This is a genomic window from Streptomyces sp. NPDC001480, assembly GCF_042894725.1.
In the GTDB taxonomy this organism is placed as follows: domain Bacteria; phylum Actinomycetota; class Actinomycetes; order Streptomycetales; family Streptomycetaceae; genus Streptomyces.
In genome coordinates this window covers 23,384-42,153 of record NZ_JBIAVX010000038.1, presented here as the reverse complement: position 1 = coordinate 42,153, position 18,770 = coordinate 23,384, and the positions used below count along the sequence as shown (strand labels likewise).

Genomic DNA, 18,770 nt, shown 5'->3' with positions numbered 1-18,770 from the left:
TCTTTACCCCGGCCGGCGCCCCGGGTGGGGCCCCCCCGGGGGGGGGGGGGTGTGGGGCCTGGGGGGGGGGGCCGGGGCGGGGGGCCGGGGGGGGGGGGGGGCCCGCGCCCCCCCCCCCCGCCGGTCCGTGCGCCCTGGATCATCCGCGCGCCGAGAACGGCCAGGGGCGCTGCCTCGTCAGCAGGCTCGCGGCCCGCTGGGCGGTATCGCCCCGGCCGGACTCCGCGCCGGGCAGGACGCTGTGGGCCGGAGTCAACCCCGTGAGACTGCGGGTTCGGGCGCGGCAGCGGGCTCGGGCGCGCTTTCGCTGAGGCCGAACCGGCTGTGGAACCTGCGCAGGAAGCCGGGCGCGTACCAGGCCGAGCCGCCGAGCAGGCGCATCGCGGCCGGGACGAGCACACCGCGGATGGCGACGGCGTCGATCAGGATCGCCAGCCCGCTGCCCAGGCCGAACATCTGCATGAAGCTGAGCTTGGACGTACCGAAGGCGAAGAAGCTCACCGCGAGCAGGCAGGCGGCGGCGGTGACGATGCGCCCGGTGTGCCCGAGGCCGTTGGTGACGGCGGACTCGGTGTCCTCGCCCTGGTCGTGGAGTTCCTTGATCCGGCTGGTGACGAACACCTCGTAGTCCATCGACAAACCGAAGACGATGCAGAACATCAGCACGGTCATCGACATCTCCATCGGCTGCGCCGTGAAGCCGAGCAGGGAGGAGAGATGGCCTTCCTGGAAGATCCAGGTCATGATGCCCAGCGTCGCCACCAGGGTGATCGCGTTCAGGGCCAGGGCGCGCAGCGGCTGCACGATACTGCCGGTGAACAGGAAGAGCAGGACGAACGTGGTCAGGACGACCAGGCCGATGGCGAGCGGGATTTGGCCGCTGATGGAGTGCTTGGCGTCGACCAGTTCGGCGTCGATGCCGCCCACCAGCGGGTGGGTGCCGGGGGGCGGGGTGAGCGCCCGTACGTCGCCGACCAGGCTCTGTGCCGCGTCGGACTTCGGCGTCAAGGAGCTGACGACGCTGATCCGTTGGCCGTCGGGGCGGCTGAGGTTGGCGCTGCCGGGACCGGCCGCCGATTCCTGCCCGTGGGTGTAGGTTCCGGTGCTGGTCTCGACCCGTACCACGCCCTTGAGCTGGGACAGTTGATCGGCGTACTTCTCCAACGGGGCTTTGTCCACGTTCTGGCCGTTCTGGCCGATGACGATCTGGAGGGCGGCGTTGTCGTTGCCGTTGAAGTTCTTCCGGAGCGTCGCGGAGACCTGGCGGCTCTCGGCGTCCTTGGGCAGCACGCGTTCGTCCGGGGTGCCGAAGGTGATGCCGAGCAGCGGGCTCGCCGCCACCAGCAGGACCGCGAGGACGGGCAGCGCGGTGAGCGCGGGCCGCCGCATGACGGTACGCGCCAGCCGCGCCCACATGGAGACGCGCGTGGTGACGTTCGCGGTCTTCGTCCAGGGCATCTGCCCCTTGTTGACCCGGTGCCCCAGGACGACGAGCAGCGGTGGCATGACGAACAGCGCGCTGACGGCCGCGATGGCGACGACGCCGACCCCGGCGAAGCCGAACGAGCGCAGGAAATACTGCGGGAAGACGAGAAGCGCCGCGAGTGCGGCGGCCACGGTGGAGGCGGAGAACGCGACGGTGCGGCCGGCGGTGTGCACCGTCCGGCGGACGGCGTCCTCCACCCTCGCGCCGGTCGCGAGCTGTTCCCTGAACCGGCTGATCATCAACAGGCCGTAGTCGATGCCCAGCCCCAGGCCGAGAGCCGTGGTGAGGTTGGTCGCCGTGTTCGAGACGCTGGTGACGTCGGCGAGCAGGGACAGTTCGGCGAACGAGCCCAGGATGGCGATGACGGCGATGGCCAGCGGCAGCATCGCGGCGACCACGCTGCCGAAAACGAACAGCAGCAGGATGAGGGTCAGCGGGATCGCGATCAGCTCGGCCAGTTCAAGATCCTCGACCACCTGCGTCGACATGTCGTTGCCGACGGCGGCCACCCCGCCGGCCCGTACCGTGAGGGCTTTGTTGTACGTGCCGTCGTAGTCGTCGAGCAGGTTCGTGGCGTTCTTCTGCTGCTGGGTCGGGTCGCCCTTGACGTGGGCGAGGACCATGGCCTCGTGGCCGTCCTTGGACAGGAGTTGGGCGCTCCGCGTGTCCCAGTACGAGACGACGTTCGCGAGCGTCTTCTCCTTCTTCAGGCTCGCGACCAGTGCCTTGCCGTTCTGCTCGGCAGACGGGGTGTCGACCCGGCCGTCGCCGGCGCGGACCAGCAGCACGAGGTTGGTCTCGCCGCCGAATTTCTTGTCGATGAGATCGCGTGCCCGGGTGGACTGGGAAGCCGGGTCGTCGAAACCGCCGCCCAGCAGCTTGGTGAAGGCGCCGCTACCGAGGGCACCCATGAGAGCTGTCGCCACGACGGCGACGATGAGTACCAGCCGGGCCCGGCGGATCGCCAGCTCGGCTATGCGTTCGAACACGCGGAATCTCCTTTGAGGATCAATGGGTTGGGACGCGACGACGCTAGGGGAGGCCATGGGGAAGTTGGCAGTGCGAGATTTACTTGACAGTGCTCGTTTTATGGTCAGGTGTCAGAGGTGCACCGTAGGGTGGGCGCATGCCCGTACCCGAACGGCCGAAGAACGCCGTCCCGTCTGCTCCGTCCGCGCCGTCTGCTCCCTCCGCCCCGGCCGCTCGATCCGCCTCATCTGCGCCGCCCACGCTGCGGGAGCGGCGGCGGGCCACAGCGGTGCGGGAGATCCTGGACGCCGCCGAACTGCACATCACCGAGCACGGTCCTGAGGGGCTGTCCCTGCGGGCCGTCGCGCGCAGCCTCGGCATGACCGTGCAGGCGCTCTACCACTACTTCCCCAACCGGCATGCCCTCGTCACGATGCTCGTCACCAAGGGGTACGAGGACCTGTTCGCCGCCGTCCAGGCCGCCGTCGACTCGACGGCCGACTCGGCTGCGGGCGCTGGGGGCACTGCGGCGGACTCGGTGGCGGACCGGCCGTTCGTGTCGCGTCTGCTGGATGCGGCCGAGGGCTACCGGCGCTGGGCCGTCAACCATCCAGAGCGGTTCAAGCTCCTGTTCGGGACACCGCTGCGGGGATATGCGGCCCCGGCCGACGGCGCCTCCACCATTGCCGCCCGCCGGATGAGTACGATCTTCCAGCGTGAGCTCTTCGGCGGCTTCAGCCTGGAGCAGCTCGCGGCGGCCGACATGCCCCGACTCTCGCCCCAGTTCCGGGCCTACCTGGACCATCTGCCCCCGGACGGGCCGGGAGTCCTCCCGCCGCCCGCGATCGCCCTGCTCATGGAGGCATGGGGGCGCATGCACGGCATGGTCGTCCTCGAGGTGTTCGGACACACCTCGTTCCTCGGGGACCACGAGGCTGAGCTCTTCCACCTTGCGATGCGCAACATGCTCGCGGACATCCACCGGCGAATCCCAGGGAGCGCGGGCGCCGTTGAAGCCGGTGCGGTGTGAGGTGCGTCCAGATGTGACGCGCGTCCGGGCGGTGGCGTCAGAAGCGCCGCTCGTGCGGCAACGGCGCGCACGGCCCGCGCGTCCGCAACTGGGCGAGGGCCGAAGTCCGCCTCCTGGCAGAGGCCCGACCGGCAGCACCGGGTGGCCGGCCGCCGCTGGACGGTCGAGGCGTGCTTCGGGCCATACGGAGCCGCTTGAACTGAGTGAACTCACCGGGGCGCGGAACGGGTCGGACCACAGGCCGGCCGGGAAAGGGCTGTATGCCGCTCGCCCCGTATCGGCTCTGTTCTCGTATAGCTACCGCCAGCTGGCGTGTAGCTCTGAGTAACTACTTGAGGCTGTGGTTGCGCTGCTAGAGGGTGGCGAAGTCCGTGGGCGCCGTATCGACAGCCTCCGGGTACGCCTGGGTCTATCTCGTGCTCGGCCAGTGCCCGGTAGATGCTGGAGAGGCTGGGGCTCTGTTTTTTGCGGCGGCCGGTGGGGATGAGCAGGTCGGGCTGGATGTCCTCGACGGTCTCGCCGTTGCCGCGGCGGCGGAGCACGGTGTGGATCATGTCGTCGGTGATGACCGGGGCCGGCCGCCGTGGTTGCCCTTGCGGGCCGCGGCGTCGAGTCCTTCGAGGGCGGCCTCCCAACACGCTGCGGGAGCACGTAAGAAACCCCGCAGCTTCCGGGAAAAGATACACGCCCCTGCAGCACCGCCCCGATGAGGGCCTGGGACGCTCACGGGGCGGCCTGACCTGCAAGATCCACCTTGCCGGTGAGGGCGGACGCCCGCCGCCCACTCGGCGTGCTGATCACCCCGGGCAGTGGGGCCACGCCGCAAAGGGGGGCCGTCCGACAAGGCGTCCCTCTTTGCTGTGACCACTGACGTCTCGGCCGCCATCACAGCCGACCGCACGCAGACGACGTCCGCCCACGGCCGTCACCCACGCGGTGACCTCACGACCCGCTCTCTCAGACGAGGCCGCCGGCGGCCGCGATCGTCTGACCGGTGACCCAGCGCGCGTCGTCACTCGCGAGGAAGGCGACGACATCGGCGATGTCCTCGGGGCGCCCGAGTCGTCCGAGAGGGGTCCGGGCGATGAACGCGTCGGCGTTCGCCCGGAATTCCGGTGACAGGCCGTCGGTGTCGGTCAAGCCCGGAAGCACGACGTTGACCGTGATCTTCCTGTTCCCTAGTTCCTTGGCCAGCACGTGCCCGAAATACTCCATCGCGGCTTTACTGCCGCCATACGCGGCGACGCGTTGACTCGGTCCCTTGGTGTGCCCCGTGGAGATGTTGACTATACGACCCCCGTCGCGAACGAGGTTCGCCGCCTGCTGCATCGCCAGGAAGGTCCCCTTGACGTTGACGGCCAGCAGCCGGTCGAGCTCCTCGACAGAGAAGGTGGATATGGACCCGAAGGCCCGCATGCCAGCGTTGTTCACGACAATATCGAGACCACCGAACGCGGCGACCGATTCCTCGAACAGGCGGGTGACATCGCCCGGCACGGCGAGGTCGGCCTGCACAGCCACGGCATTGCTGCCCCATTCCTCGATCTCCCTGACGACATCCCGCGCGGCGGCCTCATTCGAGTGGTAATTGACCGCTACATTTGCGCCGTCCCGCCCCAGACGCAACGCAATGGCCCGGCCGATTCCCCGCGAAGAAGCCGTGACGAGCGCCACGCTCTGATTCAGACCCACAGGGCATCTCCTTTAATTTCCATGCTTCGTATCGGTTTCCGGCGTCGTCGGACCCAGAAAAAAGCCTACGAGCGAACCCTCCCCGTTGTCCAATCATGTTCTGATATTGCCGTGATAATATTTCGTTATGGATATCTCGATGAAAGGGCTACGCTGCTTTGTCGCAGTTGCCGAGGAAAGGCATTTCGGTCGTGCCGCCGAACGGCTGGGGATCGCCCAGCCCGCGGTGACCCAGCAACTGCAGCGGCTCGAAGCGACGCTTGACCTGAAGCTCGTGCACCGGGACGGCCGCACAGTTCTGCTCACCGAGGCCGGAGCGGCCTTCCTCTCGCACGCACGCGACGCCCTGGAGTCCAGTCAACTCGCCGTCCAAGCAGGGAAAGCGGCAACACGGGGACAGGGGGGCATGCTCACGATCGGATTGGCCCCCGCGGTTCCACCTGTGCACCTGGCCGATCTGCTGCGACGGTTCGCCACCGACCGGCCCCGCATCCGACTCCAGATCCGGGAGACCCGTCTCGAAGACACTCTCGACCAACTGGCACAAGGGACGATCCAACTCGCGCTGGCGAGCGGACTCGCCCCACCATCGCGACCCCCGCAGATCGAGGCGGTACAACTTGCGGAAGAAGCCCTTGCCGTCGCGCTGCACCGCGACCACCCTCTCGCCGGGCGCGCGGTACTGCACTTGGCGGACCTCGCGGACGAGCGCTTCAGCGTGATCACTCGGGACGCCCTGCGAGGGCAACCCTTCGGGATCCACGGCCTGTGCCAACGCACCCGATTCCAGGCGCTCAAGTTCGCCGAGGTCCACGACGTCACCCTGCAACTCGCGATGATCGCGACCGGCCTGAGCGTGGGAGTGCTGCCGTCAAGCATGTCCCGGTACGCACCCGCCGAGGTGGCCTTCGTTCCGTTGGCGCACGAGGACCCGCTCCGCACGCTGCTCCTCTACGACCGGCGGCACGTACCTGTGGGAGTCCGCGAGATAATCCGAATGGCCACACCGACCAGCCCGCCACCTTCCTTCTGATCACCCGGAAAGAGCGGGTCTTGAGGGCGGTCTTCGGTGGTGCTGCTGCGGCTACCGCCCCGGCCCTCCGATTCCAGGACCTGCCGACGGCTCAGCATGTCCCCCTGATCGCCTCCGAGGACCCGGTCGGTCCGCCTCGAAGAATTGGTCACCGTTCGGGCGAGAACTTTGCCGCAGCAGGAGGGTCCGTTCTCCGAACCCCCTGCCGGGCGACCACCTGGTCCGGGTCCGGGTGCAAATACGCCCGCCCCGATGCACCCGGCACCCCCCGCACACGCCCTGCTCAGGCCGGACGCCACCGCATACCCAGACATCATGCAGCCCTCACGGCCCTACCCCAGCGACCTGTCCGACGCCCGCTGGGAACTCATCCGCCCCACCCTCGGAGCCTGGGCCAGGCCCGCAACGGCATATCACCCAAGCCCCGACCCTGGCTACCACCCAGCTCAACGCCCGTGCGGGTCCGGCGACGTCGTTCCAGAAGGCGTGCGTGATCGCGGCGGTGAGGTCGCGTTCCCGCTCGCCCAGCGCGGCGACCTCCCTCTGCTCATGCTCCGACCAGCCCGGCGAGTCCGGGTACGCGCGGGAGGTGGCGAGCCAGTAGCCCTCAGGGCGCGCTGCCAGGCCTCCATCAGTTCGACGGAGTAGGGCAGCCGCTTGTACAGGGCGGTGAGGTCGGCCCGCACCTGGGTGAGTTCCTGCTGCTCTGCGATGAGGTCGCCGGGGTAGTCGTACATTGTCGCCACGCCCAAGAGTAGTTCGACCCGGCGGCCGCGCTGCTCGTACGACGCGGCGGCACTGCGCGCCCGGCAGCTTCTGCCGATGACAGCTCAGGGCTGGTCGGGCAGGGCGTCCTGCAAGTACCAGCCATGGGCGGCCATGCACTCCTTCGTCCACTCCATCAGCAGGTGTGAGCCCTCCTTGACGCGGCTCTCGTCACGGCCGCCGTCGTTGGCGAACCACTGCACGAGTAAGCCGGCCGCCGGACGGTGCACGTCGCCGGTGTCGCACACCGGGCACAGCTCCCGGTGGATCGGCCGCCCGTGTTCGCCGTCCTGCGGCGCCACCCCGGGCGTTCGTCATGTCATGCCTTTGCGGGGCTCAGGTGCGGCGGAGCGCGTCCAGATGGTCATGGGCGGGGGAACGGCCGCGCTCCGTGTAGCGCTCGGCGAAATCAGTCAGGGCATGCCGCAGGACCGCCGGGGTGCCGGGAACGGCGAGGGCGCTGTCGGCCGCGGCAAAGCAGGCGCGGGCGGCCTTGGCGAGGTCCTGGTCGTCGAGGCCGGTGCGGGCCGCCCGCAGCCAGACGTCGTGGGAGGGGACGGGCCGCTGCGAGTCCCGGCAGAGTGGCTCGGTTGCCGCGTAGGCGGCATCGGCCGCCACCGTGTCGTTCAGGAGCGTCGCGGCCAGCACAGTCGGCACGACCCAGTCCTCGCCGTTCTGCGCGTCGGTCATCCGCAACTCCAGCCAGCCGCGCGGTCTGACCGGCGGGAATAGAGTGCTGAGGTGGTAGTCCAGGTCGGCCAGGGTCGGCGGCCGCAGCTCGGGTACGCCCCGCAGCCAGGCGCGGAAGGTCAAGCCGGAGGGCGCGGACCAGTCCCCGTTGAGGTCGCCCCGTATGCACATCACCTGCGCGTCGAGCGCATAGCGGGTCCAGGCCACACGTGGGTCGGAGTGATAGAAGGGCGGACGGGTACGACCGGCATCCATCCGGGACCAGACGTCCTGCCGGCTGGACAGCCACCCGGTGGGCCACCCGTCCTGTATCGGGGAGTTGGCGAAGGCGGCGACGAGCACCGGACCGATACGGTGGGCGAGTTCCCAGCGGGAGCGGTAGCCGCCGATGCCGCGGGAGTCCTCGCCGCAGTCCAGGTTGATCTGTACGGATGCGGTGCGGCGCATCATGTCGCGGCCCCAGGGGCCCTCGCGGTCGAAGAAGCTCTCCATGGCCCGGTAGCGGGGGTGGTCGAGCACGCGAGGCGGTTCACGATAGGGGTCGAGGCCCCGGCCGACGAGTGCCAGATCGGCCTGCTCGACTGTCGTGCGCAGCACGGCGAGATCCGCGGTCATCATCTCGACGCACGCGCCGAGCGAGAGGGCTGGCGGGGAACTCAGCTCCAGCTGGCCGCCCGGCTCACGGGTGAGTCTGCTGCCCCCGGGCAGGGCGCCTGTCACCTCGATCGGCGTGAGGGCGGCGTTCAGCCGGTCGACGGATATCGGCAGCAGAGGGTTGTGGTGGTCCTGGACCAGCCACTCCGTCTCCACACCAATCCGCTCAGGGGGGCCGGTCCTGAAACACACGCCGAGCACATACGCTTCCACCTCTTCCAGGGTCAGTTCGGTCATTTCTGTCCTCCTCTCGCACAATCTGGTGCGGGTCAGGTGGGTGTCGGGCTGGGCGCAGGGGTGGAGCGGCGTGTCGAGGGGGAAACCGCTCCACCCCGGGCGCGGGGCCGTCAGTTGGAGACGGCCTCGGAGGTGATCTCGATGTGCTCGGGGTAGAAGGCGACGCGGCCGGCGATCGCCCCCACGGCCTCGAACGGCTCCTCGTAGAACCACACCGCGTCCGCGATCTTCTTCTCGGGGGTGACGAGGCTGTAGTAGGACGCCTCGCCCTTGTACGAGCAGTAGGTGTGGGAGCCCGTCCGCTCCACAAGTGCCTGGTCGACGTCGGCCAGGGGGATGTAATGAACGGCCGGATAGCCGGCCTCGGTCAGCGTTACGGCAGAGGTCGTCTCGGCGACGACCTTCCCGCCGTCCCGAGTGACCACCCGGATCAGACTGGAGTTCTCGACGACCGCAATGGGGTGGTCCGGCCCAGGGATCCTCTTCTCACGGGACATCAACGTTCTCCTTCATTTTTGAACTGCGGGAAAATTTAGTCACAGGTTGCCCCGACGGCTGTGTCTCTCGGATGTAATACCGGATGCAAGTGGAGGCGCCCTGCCCAAGGACTTCCCGCCGTGGCGGACCTCTTACGGGTTCATGGCCCGCTGGCTGCGGCCGACGTCGTCGGGCAGATCCGTGACCAGCGCCGCCCCCCAGTGCTCGGGTACCACCCCCGCAAGCGGCACATCTGCTGCGGCAGACCACCGCACCGGTCAGCTTCATGCCCTCGCTTCGGGTCCGGCCGACCAGCGCTCGCGCCGGACCCTCGCCCGCGGCGGCGAGGGTCCGCACCATGCACTGCATGCTGGACAGCAGCTCGTCCGTGTGGGTGGCGGGCGATGAGGTCCATGGCGAAGAGCGCTCTGCCGTGGATGCGCGGGGCGAGGCGGTCGGCGTGCGCGACGTCGAGCATGTGTCCGGCGCCGCTCGCCCGCAGGGGAAGCGAAACCGCATGGATGTGGCCGGTGCCCCTCCGACCTGGGCCCGGCTGGGCCCTCCCGGCCGCGCTTGTCCTACCAGGGCACCTCCCCGTTTTCGTCCTGGAAGGTGCCGGTCGGGCCGTCCGCGTCGAGTGTGGCGAGACGTACGACGACCTTCGCGCTCTCCTCCGGCGTCCTGCCGACACCGAAGGCCGCCGTCAGGTCCGTCGCGGCGGTGCCGGGTTCGACGGCATTGAACTTGATGCTGGGATGGGCCTTGGCGTACTGGACGGTGAGCATGGTGGCGGCGGCCTTGGACGCCGAGTACAGCGCCAGCGGCAAGCCGTACTCCGGACGGTCCGGGTTGGTCACGGCCCAGAAGGATCCGGCGCTGCTGGAGACGGTCACCACGGTGGGGTTCGCGGACTTGCGCAGCAGGGGCAGCGCCGCTTCCGTGACCCGCACGAGGCCGACCGCGTTGGTGTCGAAGGCGCCCAGGGCGGTGGGGCCGTCGAGGGTTCCGTCCCCCAAGATGCCTGCGTTGTTCACCAGGACGTCGAGCCGGCCCTCGGCTGCGTCGATGGCCGCCAGCGCGCTGTGCACGGAGGTGTCATCGGTCACGTCGAGCTGTACGAATCTCGCGCCCAAGGCCGCGGCGGCCTGCTGTCCGCGCTCGACGTCCCGCGCGCCGAGGTAGACCACGTGGCCCACCGCCAGCAGCTGTCGGGCGGTCTCGAAGCCGATGCCCTTGTTGGCCCCGGTGATCAGTGTGATGGTCATGCGATCCTCGCAAGTGAAGTGCCCGAGCGGGCCATTGTCGGTATGCGGACATGTCTAGGCGGACATGTCTAGGTGGGGCAGGCGTGAGCTTGCAGGTCAGCCGGCCAGCTGCCGGCGCAGTTCACCGGCGTCGTGCAGGGCGGTCATGTGCACGAACCGCCCGTCGCGGACTTGGTAGATGGCGTACTCGGTGATCTCGAACGAAGCGCCGGTGGGAGCCACGCCGAGCCAGGGCTTCACGGGGGTGCCGGTGTTCACCAGGCGCGCAGCCAGACGGTCACCGTCGAAGAGCAGTTCCTGCAACTCCCAGTGCAAGTCCGGTACCGCGTCCACGTCCTGCCGTTGCACGGCCAGGAGGTCGTCGCGGGTGGCGGGCTCCCCGTTCAACGTGGTCTGGTCGTTGATGAATGCGTCCATGGCATCGAATTGGTGGGCGTTGAGCGCTTCGAGGTAGCGCTGGTAGAACGTGCGCAGATCACTGTCGGACATGTCAGAGGCCTTTCTGTGGGGTGGCTCCGGATCGGGGCCGCGGGTGGAGGGGCAGAGCGGGAATGCCCGCCGCGGCCGCGCCGGACGGCCGCGGCTGCGGAGGGGGCCCGCCGGTCAGCGTCACGTCGGAGCACGGCGCTGTGCTCGGCTCAGGTTGGCAATGAGCTCGTCGCGCGTTTGGTGCGCCAGCGCGGTCCAGGCGGGTTGACCGGGGGCCGTGCGCCACGAGGCGCTCAATGGACTGTTGTTGACGGTGTCGAAGCCGAACTGGTCGTAGAGCCGGGTCACGAGGTCGACGGCGTCGGGGAAGTTGCTGGAGGTCGGAAGCGCCAGCCGGTCGGGGGCGCCCGCGGGGCGGCCGGCGGTGGTGATGCGGGGAGCTTGGATATGGGTGAATGCCTGGACGACCCGGGAGGCGGGCAGGTGCTCCTGGCGCAGCTCGAGTACGGTCGTCTCGCCGGAGTCGATGCGGGCGAAGTGACCGTCGCGCCAGATCATGTAGTTGTTCGTATCCAATACGATCTTGTCGGCGAGGGCGTCGACCGGCAGGTTGTTGACCAATTTCAACGGGACGGCCACGACGGCGAAATCGCCGGCGGCTGCAGCGTCCGCGGCGCGGGCGGCCCGCGCGGACGGGCCGAGTTCCGCGACCAGATGCTGCAGGGTTTCCGGTCCGCGCGAGTTGGCGATCACGATGTTGTAGCCGTGGGTCAGGGCCGCTCGGGCGATCTGGCTGCCGACCTCGCCAGCGCCGATGATCCCGATGGTGGGCATGGGTCCGCCTCTCAGATCTGGTTCAGGACGCCGTCGACGTACAGGCTCGAACCGGCGATGAAGCTGCTCTGCTCGGATGCCAGGAAGGCCACGGCAGCGGCCACCTCCTCCGTGCGCCCGAGCCGGCCCAGCGGCACCAGGTGCTGCTTGAAACGTTCCGGGTCGGGGGTCAGCCCCGCCAGGGCGGGGTGTCGGTTGGGCCGGGAGTGAGGGTGTTGACCCCGGATGCTGCGGCCCTTGAGCTGTTTTTGCCCAAGCCCGGGCGAACGAGCGCGTGGCGGCCTTGGTCGCCGCGTACAGGCCGAGCTCCGCATGGCCGACGTCCCCATTCTTGTCTCCGACAGCGGTCGACCAGATGGAGGCTGTGGCAGCAGGCCTTCGGGCTGTTCAGGCGGCCGGCCGCACCAGGCCCGATTCGTAGGCGAAGACCACCGCCTGGACACGGGCGCGGGCTCCGATCTTGGCGAGGATGCTGCTGACATGGGCCTTGACGGTGGTCGTGGCGATGGACAGCCACGCAGCGATCTCGGCGTTGGACCAACCGGAGGCGACGGCGGTGAGCACGACACGCTCCCGCTCGGTGAGCGTGCCGATCCCGACTTCCCGCCCGGCAGGGAGGGCGGGTTGCAACTGTCGCACGGTGTCGATGAGAGCGCGGGTCAGGCCGGGGGTGATGACGGCGTCTCCGGCGGCCACGGCACGGATGGCCGCGGTCAGTTCGCCGGGGGTGGCGTCGTGGAGAAGGAATCCACCGGCACCGGCGCGCAGGGCGGCGTAGGCGCGCTGCTCGTGGCTGGCGGGGGTCAGGATCAGCACGCGTGGGCGGTTCCCATGCGTTCTGGAGAGTTCGGGGGTCCGGAGGAGGGTGGGAGGCTGTGTGATGCGGCGGATGGTCTCGGTGCCGTCCGAGTCGGAAATGTGGCTGTCCATCACCACGACGTCGGGACACAGTACGGCGCTCATGCGGACCGCCTCGGCCCCGCTCGAGGCATCGCCGACGACAGTCAGGCCGGGCTCCCCCGCCAGGAGCATGCGCAGTCCGCGGCGCTGCAAGGACTGCTCATTGACAATGAGTACGGAGGTCATGGTGGACGTTCTCCCAACGGGAAGCGCACTATCGGCGCGGGCTGTGATCGCTGCGAGCGGGTGTGTGCTCAGTCACCGCCCTTCTATCCTGAACGAAACCGTTTCGTTCAGCTTGGCCAGGTTAACGCTGCGGTTATCGAAGCTGCATCGTTTCTTGCGGTCTGGGCCACATCTTCGCCGGATGCCGCCGCGCGCTCAGTCAGCACCGAGGGCTCGGTGGATGGCGGTGAGTGTCGCGCTGCGAGGGGTGTGTGCGTGCCGCATCGTGATGGCCAGCCCACAGGCCCACCCCGTGGCGCGTCTCCGCGACAGGTGCGGTTCTACGAGGCAAAGAGCTTGATCACTTCGACCCACAGCCCAACAACTACCGTGACTACAGCGAAGCAGCCCTGGGCCGCGTCCAGTAGATCCGAGAAATGCTCAACGCGGTCCTGGCGACGCAGGCAATCCATCCTTCCCTGCCTGCAATCACCGCGCGATCCGACCGACTTCTAAGGCGTCACATCCGAGACGGTGGCGGCTCTCGAACGAGAGCGTGACAGTCTGACCGAGCGCATCGACATCCTGGCCCGCAACCGTCACGCGATCGCCGACTAAACTGGCCGAGCTCCAAAAACGCGGAGTGAGCCGCCGCGAGCTGCGGTTTCCCCTGTGTCTGAGACGGGGAGTGCGAAGCGGGCGATGGTGTGGTGCCGGTCCGCTCTGTCACCGTTTCCCGTTTGACGACAACGCCGCCGAACGGGAAGTCCGCATGGTCAAAGCCGGCAGAAGATCTCCGGTGGCATGCGGACCTGACCGGCGGAACACTTCTGCCATCTGCATTCTTACCTCGCCACCGCCACCAAATACGGCATCAATCTGCTCGACGCGCTCGCACAATTGGCATCCGGCCGACCGTGGGTATCCGCGATCAACTGACCTGATTGGTTACCTTAGGATGAGACGGGCGGGACCGGAACCACATAGAAACGAGCCCAATTTATCCGATCGTCGCGGACGGTCATTACTACAGGTCCGACCAAGAGAGCGGGTAGTCCCTCAGGAGAAGTTCCACTCATTTCCCATTCGGACCACACCTCGGCCCCCGAAACCGCTGTCCGCAGAACACTTGCTCGCAGATCGGGCACTCGGGTAAATATCAAGGACCAGTTCATCAGCACACGCTCCCGCCCAGTAAAACTCTCTGCAGGGCGGTGCGGCACCTCCGCCGCGTAGTCGGCAGTGAAGCAGTTGGCGACTCGTTGCACTGAATGCGAATTGATGGCGTCACAAAGGCGATCTACCGCGTCAATTAGTTGCACAGAAATGCTCCTTCTCAAGAATTGCGCGTAATTCGATATATGAGCGGCAGTAGTAAGCGAGCGGTGTGACCGCTATCCACCTGTAGCCGGGTGAGCAGCACCAGCGCGGTCGCCGCCAGCAGCATGCCGAGCGAAACCACGACCTTCGGGCCGAACCGTGCAACAAACACGTTGCTTCCCAGCTGCGCGGCCAATATCAGCGTTGCGATCATCTACAGGAAAGCAACGCCGGTCCTGACCGGTGAGAATCCGAGAGTTGATTGCACATAATACGTCAACCGCGACAAACGACGCGGATCGGTCGCGGTCGCGCAGTATCAGCAGCGGCGACAAGGGATACGCGGCATGGTGTCGCCAGAGTACAAAGACAGCGAGTAACACAGCGGCTCCGACGAGGAAGCCCCACGATGCCAGCGAGATCCAAACCCTACGATCGGCGTTTGAGAAGCTAAACACCAGGCCGAACAATGCCGTAAGACACTAGCAGCGTGCCAGCGTCTTGCTCGAGAAATTCACATCATCTCTCTCTGCTGGTGACGAAGTCGGATGACATATGCTCTACGATGATTGCGTCGAGCGCAGGTGCCGTGCGCCTTGCTGCGTATACTTGCCGGCCGTGACGTGCTGATTAGTCGTTCGCGCCGGCGCCGCGAAAGTCCGGGACATCCGAAAGCATGCCGGGAATCTCGGGGTTCAGGGCGCTGCGCCGGCGGTGCAGTTCTTCGATTTTCGCGTACAGGTCAGGATCGTCGTCGTCGCTGATGTCGAAGATGTCGAGGCGTTCGAGCAGCGCCAGGCCCAAATGGTCAGTCCCGATAGTCGCGGGGTGGGTCAGGTACTCGTAGAGGCCGTCGAGGTCCTCAACGACGAAGACACAGCTGTAGTCGAAGTCCCCGCCGAGATCGCGGCCAACGATGAAAGACTTCACGGCCGGGTTGGACCGTCCTTGGTTGCGCCAACTTTCCAAGGCAGTCTCGATTTGCTCGGGGGTGACTCCGGCCTTGGCCTTCGCGCGGTTGATGTGGTAGATCATGGCTACTCCTGTCGTTGTTTATTACTGCCGAAGAGGGATGCCTTACACGACACAGCCCAGATGGTGGGCCTCATCGCAGGATTCACTCGAATGCGATAAGGGCCGATTCACCGGACGTGTCATGACGAAGCGCGGTGCCGGAATCGCTGTTTGCTGTCGAACCCGGGAGGCGGGGTCAAGCCGCCGCCGCGCTCACCTGATCATTGATAACGATGTCCAGGTCGGTGGCGGTGAGGCCGAAGGTGTCAGCTGTTTTTGAGGCGTCCATGAGGAACGGCGAGTACCACTGATAGTCCATTTCGGCCATTTCACGGGCTGACGGCATGAAAAGCCCAGCTGTGCGCATTGCCGCGCGTGGCAACGGGATCAGCTTGACCGGGGGCCGGCCTGCAGCGGCGGCGTAGCGCCGCGCCAGTTCACGGATGCTGATGGCCGGTGGCGACGGCACATGCCACGCCTGACCCCACGCACGCTCATCGTTTCCCAGTGTGACCAAGGCCTGAGCCATGTCTCCGTTGAAGGTGAAGGTATGTGGCGCGTCCAGATCGGCAGGCACCCAGGCTGCTCGGGCCGCCTTCATCGCCGGCTCAATGATTATGGAATACAGACCATTCGAGTCCCTACCGATGTAGTCGGACCCGCGAACCTCCACAGTGTGGACTCCGGCGCTAAGGGCCTGCTCCCACAGCCGTTTACGGAGACGGCCTTTAGGCCCAGTGGCGGCCATGGGGGTGTATTCGTTCATCACACCGCCAGGCTGCGGGCCGTAAGCGTACATGCTGCCAGTAATTGCCAGCACGGCCCCGTTTGCTTTCGCGGCTGCGATGACCGCATTCTGTATGGGCGGCAACAGCCGCTCCCACATTGTGTAGGAAGGCGGGTTCGCACAGTGATAGATCACCTTTGCGCCGCGAGACAGTTCGGTCAAGCGGTCCGGGTCGGAAGCATCCGCGGCGACCCGTTCGACCAGCGGATACTCCGGGCCCGAGCCGCTGCGCGTGACAATCCGGACGCTTTGACCGCGGTCGGCGAGCAGGCGAGCGACATTCGTGCCGATGGAACCGGCACCGATAACGACATGTATGGCCATGCTGGGCTCTTTCACATAGGTAGGCGTCCCAGGTTCGATAAAGACTCAGAACAAAGTTCGCCGGTGGTCGTTGTGGAAACTAATCGGCCTGAGCTTGGGCCGCAGGGCAGACCTCGGATCGGCGGTCTTCACGTTGCCGTATGCTGCCGCCCGTCAGTGAGCTAAGGGCTCGTATCAATCTCGTCGTCCGTCTTCGTACTTCGTCACCGGTGGTGTCGCACGAGTCGTGACGCTAGCCGGGACTCGCTGCGCTTTGGCAGACATAGATTTTTCTAACACTGTCAGGTACTACCTCAGATCTTGTGACTGGTGATCGGTGCTGACCGTTGTCCGGTCATGCTGATGGATGTGAGGGTGGGGCACGTTGAGGGGGGGCAGAGGAACTGGCTGCCCTGACGGACGGGTTGGAGCATCGGTTCGCCCGGTCGGAGCCGCAGGAGGTGTTCGCCGATCTGATCGATGGGCTGCTGTCTGAGATGGGTCGGAAGAACGGCTGGACGATGGCAGGGCGAGCCGGGCATAGCGCCCCACACCGGATCCAGAAGTTTCTGGGCGAGGCGTCCTGGAGCTCGGACGGACTGCTGGCCGAGGTGCAGGCTCACGACGCTGGTGCTGGACGACACCCAGGTGATCAAGAAGGGTGACAAGACCGTCGGGGTCGGCCACCAGCGCTGCGGACGACCGGTGACGTCCGCAACTGCCAAGTCATGGTGATGCTCACCTATGCCGCCGCGAGTGGCCACACCTTCTACGACCGGCGTCTGTACCTGCCGCAGTCCTGGACCGGCGATCGTGAGCGATGCCACGCGGCCGGAGTTCCCGACGAGGTCGCCTTCGCCACCAAGCCGCAGCTGGGCATCGCCATGCTGCAGGGCGCGTGGCCGGTGGGCTGCCGTTCTCCTGGGTGGCCCAAGGGCGATGCGTTCTCACGCTGTGAGCGGGAGCATGGCGGTTGCGTGTTGGGGGCGTGACCTGTCGTGGTCGGCTGCGACGGCGATGTTGGTCCAGCCTGTTGGCGCATGAGTCCGATGGCCGGGTTGCGCAGGGTTGCCATTGCGCGAGGTGTGGTGCCGGTACGTATCCGCGAGGCGTCCTCTCTGTAGGTGACGTCTCGGATGTGGTGCAGGGCCTCAACTGACCAGTGGTCCTGCACGAGTCGGCGAGTTGTGCCGGGCTGGCATGCTCGTGCGGCAGGCTGGTGACCGCGTAGACGGTCTTCGTCTCGGCCTTGCCGGTCTTGCGGTGGGTGCGGCGGCGCTTGATCTCCATGGCCTGGCCGCGGCGAGCAGCAGACGGGCCAGGTCCTCCTCTTCGTCCTGATCCCGGTCTATGGGCAGGTCGCGGTTGTCGAGCTTGCCCACAGCGCGCATCCTCTGGCCGGCGCCGTCCATGCCGAGGTGCAACATGCCAAGGATCGCGACCGGGTCGACGGGCTTGACGGCGGTGAAGGCCAGGCGCAGCCGGTAGTCGATTGCGGTGCCGACGGTGCTGGCCTCCGTGCCGACGCCCGGGCCGGGCAGCAGGAGCTGGTCGTCGTGATACCGGGCGCGGTAGTTCTTGCGCAACGAGTGTGCGCCGGCCGACAGTTCGCGGTCAAGGAAGCGGCGCAGCAGGCTCCGGGCTGGTCCTTCGCTAGCGAGGTGAACCCGTCCGAGGCCGTCCACCGCACCAGCACCCCGGCCGGCACCTGCGTCACTGCAAGCCCCGGCCTGCCGTCCTCCGCATCCTCAGCGACCAGCTGAAACCCCGCCTGCCTCAAAGCATGCCGAACCTGCACGAGCAGGTCGGAAGGCATGGATGGCACAGATCGCCTCCTGCCCCGCATCCCAGCGATCAAGCATCACGGGTTGGATACAGAATTCACCGGTGACATACCGGTCATTTGCGTCATACCTTGCGGAAGGCTTGAGGCGGCGGCGGAGGCGTTATATGGACCGCGCTGCAATACATCCATCGGACCCGCGGCTGAATATCCAGCCCATACGTCCTCCCAGCGGGGACACCTTCACCCTCGCTCTCGCCCTCGCCGGTGAACTCGACGTGCACAGCGTCACCTCCCTCTGTGACGTCGTCGTCGCCTCCATCGAGTCCGGCGCTCGCCGCTTTTATCTCGACGTGACCGGGGTCACCACGCCGCCACCAGCGCCCCTGTCGAAACCGTTCTCACGGCCAACGGACTCAGCCGCCTGCTGGAGCACTGAAGCACCGGTGGCGAGGACCTGCCTGGGGTTCGGAAGACTGCTTCTGAACGGGGCCGTCTGCCGTAGAGGTCATGCCGCTGACGGAATGCCGAGTTCGGCGAGCAGGCCGCGTACGCGCTGCTCGATCTGATCCCGGATGGGCCGCACGGCGTCTACGCCCTGGCCCGCCGGGTCGTCCAGTTGCCAGTCCAGGTACCGCTTCCCGGGGAAGACCGGGCAGGTGTCTCCGCAGCCCATGGTGATCACCACGTCCGAGGCCTGCACGGCCCCGGTGGTGAGGATCTTCGGCTGCTGGGCGGAGATGTCGATGCCGACCTCTTTCATGGCTTCGACCACGGCCGGGTTGACGGTGTCGGCGGGGGCGGAGCCGGCCGAGCGGACCTCGACCTGCCCATCGGCGAGGTAGGTGAGGAAGGCGGCGCCCATCTGGGAGCGGCCGGCGTTGTGGACGCAGACGAACAGCACCGACACATGCGGGGCGGGAGCACTCATGGCAGG

19 protein-coding genes and 2 pseudogenes are annotated in these 18,770 nt (G+C 67.1%); 5 read left to right on the top strand and 16 right to left on the bottom strand.

The annotated features are described in order from the left end of the window. Window positions 1-252 precede the first annotated feature (252 nt). Entirely contained in the window at window positions 253-2,475 is a 2,223-nt protein-coding gene (locus tag ACFY01_RS44730; protein ID WP_390741528.1) for an MMPL family transporter, read from the bottom strand. A 137-nt stretch (window positions 2,476-2,612) separates the two neighbouring features. Between ACFY01_RS44730 and ACFY01_RS44725 the strand changes: the two genes are divergently transcribed. Together ACFY01_RS44725 and ACFY01_RS44720 are read left to right on the top strand one after the other, a co-directional pair. Then, on the top strand, window positions 2,613-3,485 hold the full coding sequence (locus ACFY01_RS44725; RefSeq protein ID WP_390741527.1) for a TetR/AcrR family transcriptional regulator: 873 nt from the start codon (window positions 2,613-2,615) through the stop codon (window positions 3,483-3,485). Between the two features lie 563 nt (window positions 3,486-4,048). Beyond that, window positions 4,049-4,337 (top strand): annotated as a pseudogene (locus tag ACFY01_RS44720) (IS5/IS1182 family transposase); the annotation flags it as partial. 105 nt (window positions 4,338-4,442) lie between these two features. Here ACFY01_RS44720 and ACFY01_RS44715 read toward each other — a convergent pair. Beyond that, window positions 4,443-5,177 carry an SDR family oxidoreductase gene (locus ACFY01_RS44715; RefSeq protein WP_390741526.1) on the bottom strand — a complete coding sequence of 245 codons (735 nt, stop codon included), beginning with the start codon at window positions 5,175-5,177 and terminating at the stop codon, window positions 4,443-4,445. A gap of 127 nt (window positions 5,178-5,304) precedes the next feature. Between ACFY01_RS44715 and ACFY01_RS44710 the strand changes: the two genes are divergently transcribed. Continuing rightward, window positions 5,305-6,210, top strand: coding sequence for a LysR family transcriptional regulator (locus ACFY01_RS44710; protein WP_390741525.1), 906 nt, complete (start codon window positions 5,305-5,307; stop codon window positions 6,208-6,210). An 830-nt stretch (window positions 6,211-7,040) separates the two neighbouring features. Here the strand turns inward: ACFY01_RS44710 and ACFY01_RS44705 are convergent. From ACFY01_RS44705 to ACFY01_RS44695, 3 genes are all read right to left on the bottom strand, one after another. After that, a complete protein-coding gene (locus ACFY01_RS44705; RefSeq protein WP_390741524.1) occupies window positions 7,041-7,277 on the bottom strand; it encodes a DUF6300 family protein in 237 nt (78 codons plus the stop codon). 34 nt (window positions 7,278-7,311) lie between these two features. After that, the gene (gene egtA / locus ACFY01_RS44700) at window positions 7,312-8,556 is read right to left on the bottom strand and encodes an ergothioneine biosynthesis glutamate--cysteine ligase EgtA (RefSeq protein WP_390741523.1); all 1,245 of its coding nucleotides are present in this window, start codon (window positions 8,554-8,556) and stop codon (window positions 7,312-7,314) included. 110 nt (window positions 8,557-8,666) lie between these two features. Then, a complete protein-coding gene (locus ACFY01_RS44695) occupies window positions 8,667-9,053 on the bottom strand; it encodes a DUF427 domain-containing protein (RefSeq protein WP_390741522.1) in 387 nt (128 codons plus the stop codon). Between the two features lie 57 nt (window positions 9,054-9,110). On the opposite strand from ACFY01_RS44695, the pseudogene ACFY01_RS44690 reads away from it, so the two are divergent. Further along, window positions 9,111-9,275 (top strand): annotated as a pseudogene (locus ACFY01_RS44690) (transposase); the annotation flags it as partial. Between the two features lie 336 nt (window positions 9,276-9,611). Here ACFY01_RS44690 and ACFY01_RS44685 read toward each other — a convergent pair. The 9 genes from ACFY01_RS44685 to ACFY01_RS44645 all read right to left on the bottom strand — a co-directional run bounded on the left by ACFY01_RS44685 (window position 9,612) and on the right by ACFY01_RS44645 (window position 16,071). Further along, entirely contained in the window at window positions 9,612-10,298 is a 687-nt protein-coding gene (locus ACFY01_RS44685; RefSeq protein WP_390741521.1) for an SDR family NAD(P)-dependent oxidoreductase, read from the bottom strand. Window positions 10,299-10,394: 96 nt separating this feature from the next. Continuing rightward, window positions 10,395-10,787, bottom strand: coding sequence for an ester cyclase (locus tag ACFY01_RS44680; RefSeq protein WP_390741520.1), 393 nt, complete (start codon window positions 10,785-10,787; stop codon window positions 10,395-10,397). 120 nt (window positions 10,788-10,907) lie between these two features. Beyond that, window positions 10,908-11,561: an NADPH-dependent F420 reductase gene (locus ACFY01_RS44675; protein WP_390741519.1), complete on the bottom strand. Its 654-nt coding sequence runs from the start codon at window positions 11,559-11,561 to the stop codon at window positions 10,908-10,910. Between the two features lie 11 nt (window positions 11,562-11,572). Further along, entirely contained in the window at window positions 11,573-11,698 is a 126-nt protein-coding gene (locus ACFY01_RS44670) for an SDR family oxidoreductase (protein WP_390741518.1), read from the bottom strand. 250 nt (window positions 11,699-11,948) lie between these two features. After that, the gene (locus ACFY01_RS44665; protein WP_390741517.1) at window positions 11,949-12,647 is read right to left on the bottom strand and encodes a LuxR C-terminal-related transcriptional regulator; all 699 of its coding nucleotides are present in this window, start codon (window positions 12,645-12,647) and stop codon (window positions 11,949-11,951) included. Window positions 12,648-13,579: 932 nt separating this feature from the next. Further along, window positions 13,580-13,948, bottom strand: a complete 369-nt coding sequence (locus ACFY01_RS44660) for a nuclear transport factor 2 family protein (protein WP_390741516.1) — start codon at window positions 13,946-13,948, stop codon at window positions 13,580-13,582. A 14-nt stretch (window positions 13,949-13,962) separates the two neighbouring features. Beyond that, complete coding sequence (locus ACFY01_RS44655) at window positions 13,963-14,160, bottom strand: hypothetical protein (RefSeq protein ID WP_390741515.1); 198 nt, start codon at window positions 14,158-14,160, stop codon at window positions 13,963-13,965. 416 nt (window positions 14,161-14,576) lie between these two features. Further along, window positions 14,577-14,981: a Dabb family protein gene (locus ACFY01_RS44650; protein ID WP_390741514.1), complete on the bottom strand. Its 405-nt coding sequence runs from the start codon at window positions 14,979-14,981 to the stop codon at window positions 14,577-14,579. Between the two features lie 175 nt (window positions 14,982-15,156). Then, window positions 15,157-16,071, bottom strand: a complete 915-nt coding sequence (locus tag ACFY01_RS44645; protein WP_390741513.1) for an NAD-dependent epimerase/dehydratase family protein — start codon at window positions 16,069-16,071, stop codon at window positions 15,157-15,159. A 671-nt stretch (window positions 16,072-16,742) separates the two neighbouring features. Here ACFY01_RS44645 and ACFY01_RS44640 point away from each other — a divergent pair. Next, on the top strand, window positions 16,743-17,042 hold the full coding sequence (locus tag ACFY01_RS44640) for a transposase (protein ID WP_390741529.1): 300 nt from the start codon (window positions 16,743-16,745) through the stop codon (window positions 17,040-17,042). A 159-nt stretch (window positions 17,043-17,201) separates the two neighbouring features. Here the strand turns inward: ACFY01_RS44640 and ACFY01_RS44635 are convergent, their stop codons facing one another. Beyond that, complete coding sequence (locus ACFY01_RS44635; RefSeq protein ID WP_390741512.1) at window positions 17,202-17,735, bottom strand: hypothetical protein; 534 nt, start codon at window positions 17,733-17,735, stop codon at window positions 17,202-17,204. Window positions 17,736-18,341: 606 nt separating this feature from the next. Continuing rightward, window positions 18,342-18,764 (bottom strand): arsenate reductase ArsC, encoded by a 423-nt coding sequence (locus ACFY01_RS44630; RefSeq protein WP_390741511.1) that lies wholly within the window; start codon window positions 18,762-18,764, stop codon window positions 18,342-18,344. Between the last annotated feature and the right edge of the window lie 6 nt (window positions 18,765-18,770).

What these genes read in the sequence shown, in the direction of transcription:
- ACFY01_RS44655 (WP_390741515.1), bottom strand. Translation starts at nt 14,160, where the DNA reads ATGATCGCAACGCTGATATTGGCCGCGCAGCTGGGAAGCAACGTGTTT.
- ACFY01_RS44645 (WP_390741513.1), bottom strand. Translation starts at nt 16,071, where the DNA reads ATGGCCATACATGTCGTTATCGGTGCCGGTTCCATCGGCACGAATGTC.
- ACFY01_RS44725 (WP_390741527.1), top strand. Translation starts at nt 2,613, where the DNA reads ATGCCCGTACCCGAACGGCCGAAGAACGCCGTCCCGTCTGCTCCGTCC.
- ACFY01_RS44685 (WP_390741521.1), bottom strand. Translation starts at nt 10,298, where the DNA reads ATGACCATCACACTGATCACCGGGGCCAACAAGGGCATCGGCTTCGAG.
- egtA (WP_390741523.1), bottom strand. Translation starts at nt 8,556, where the DNA reads ATGACCGAACTGACCCTGGAAGAGGTGGAAGCGTATGTGCTCGGCGTG.
- ACFY01_RS44630 (WP_390741511.1), bottom strand. Translation starts at nt 18,764, where the DNA reads ATGAGTGCTCCCGCCCCGCATGTGTCGGTGCTGTTCGTCTGCGTCCAC.
- ACFY01_RS44680 (WP_390741520.1), bottom strand. Translation starts at nt 10,787, where the DNA reads ATGTCCGACAGTGATCTGCGCACGTTCTACCAGCGCTACCTCGAAGCG.
- ACFY01_RS44710 (WP_390741525.1), top strand. Translation starts at nt 5,305, where the DNA reads ATGGATATCTCGATGAAAGGGCTACGCTGCTTTGTCGCAGTTGCCGAG.
- ACFY01_RS44675 (WP_390741519.1), bottom strand. Translation starts at nt 11,561, where the DNA reads ATGCCCACCATCGGGATCATCGGCGCTGGCGAGGTCGGCAGCCAGATC.
- ACFY01_RS44650 (WP_390741514.1), bottom strand. Translation starts at nt 14,981, where the DNA reads ATGATCTACCACATCAACCGCGCGAAGGCCAAGGCCGGAGTCACCCCC.
- ACFY01_RS44665 (WP_390741517.1), bottom strand. Translation starts at nt 12,647, where the DNA reads ATGACCTCCGTACTCATTGTCAATGAGCAGTCCTTGCAGCGCCGCGGA.
- ACFY01_RS44695 (WP_390741522.1), bottom strand. Translation starts at nt 9,053, where the DNA reads ATGTCCCGTGAGAAGAGGATCCCTGGGCCGGACCACCCCATTGCGGTC.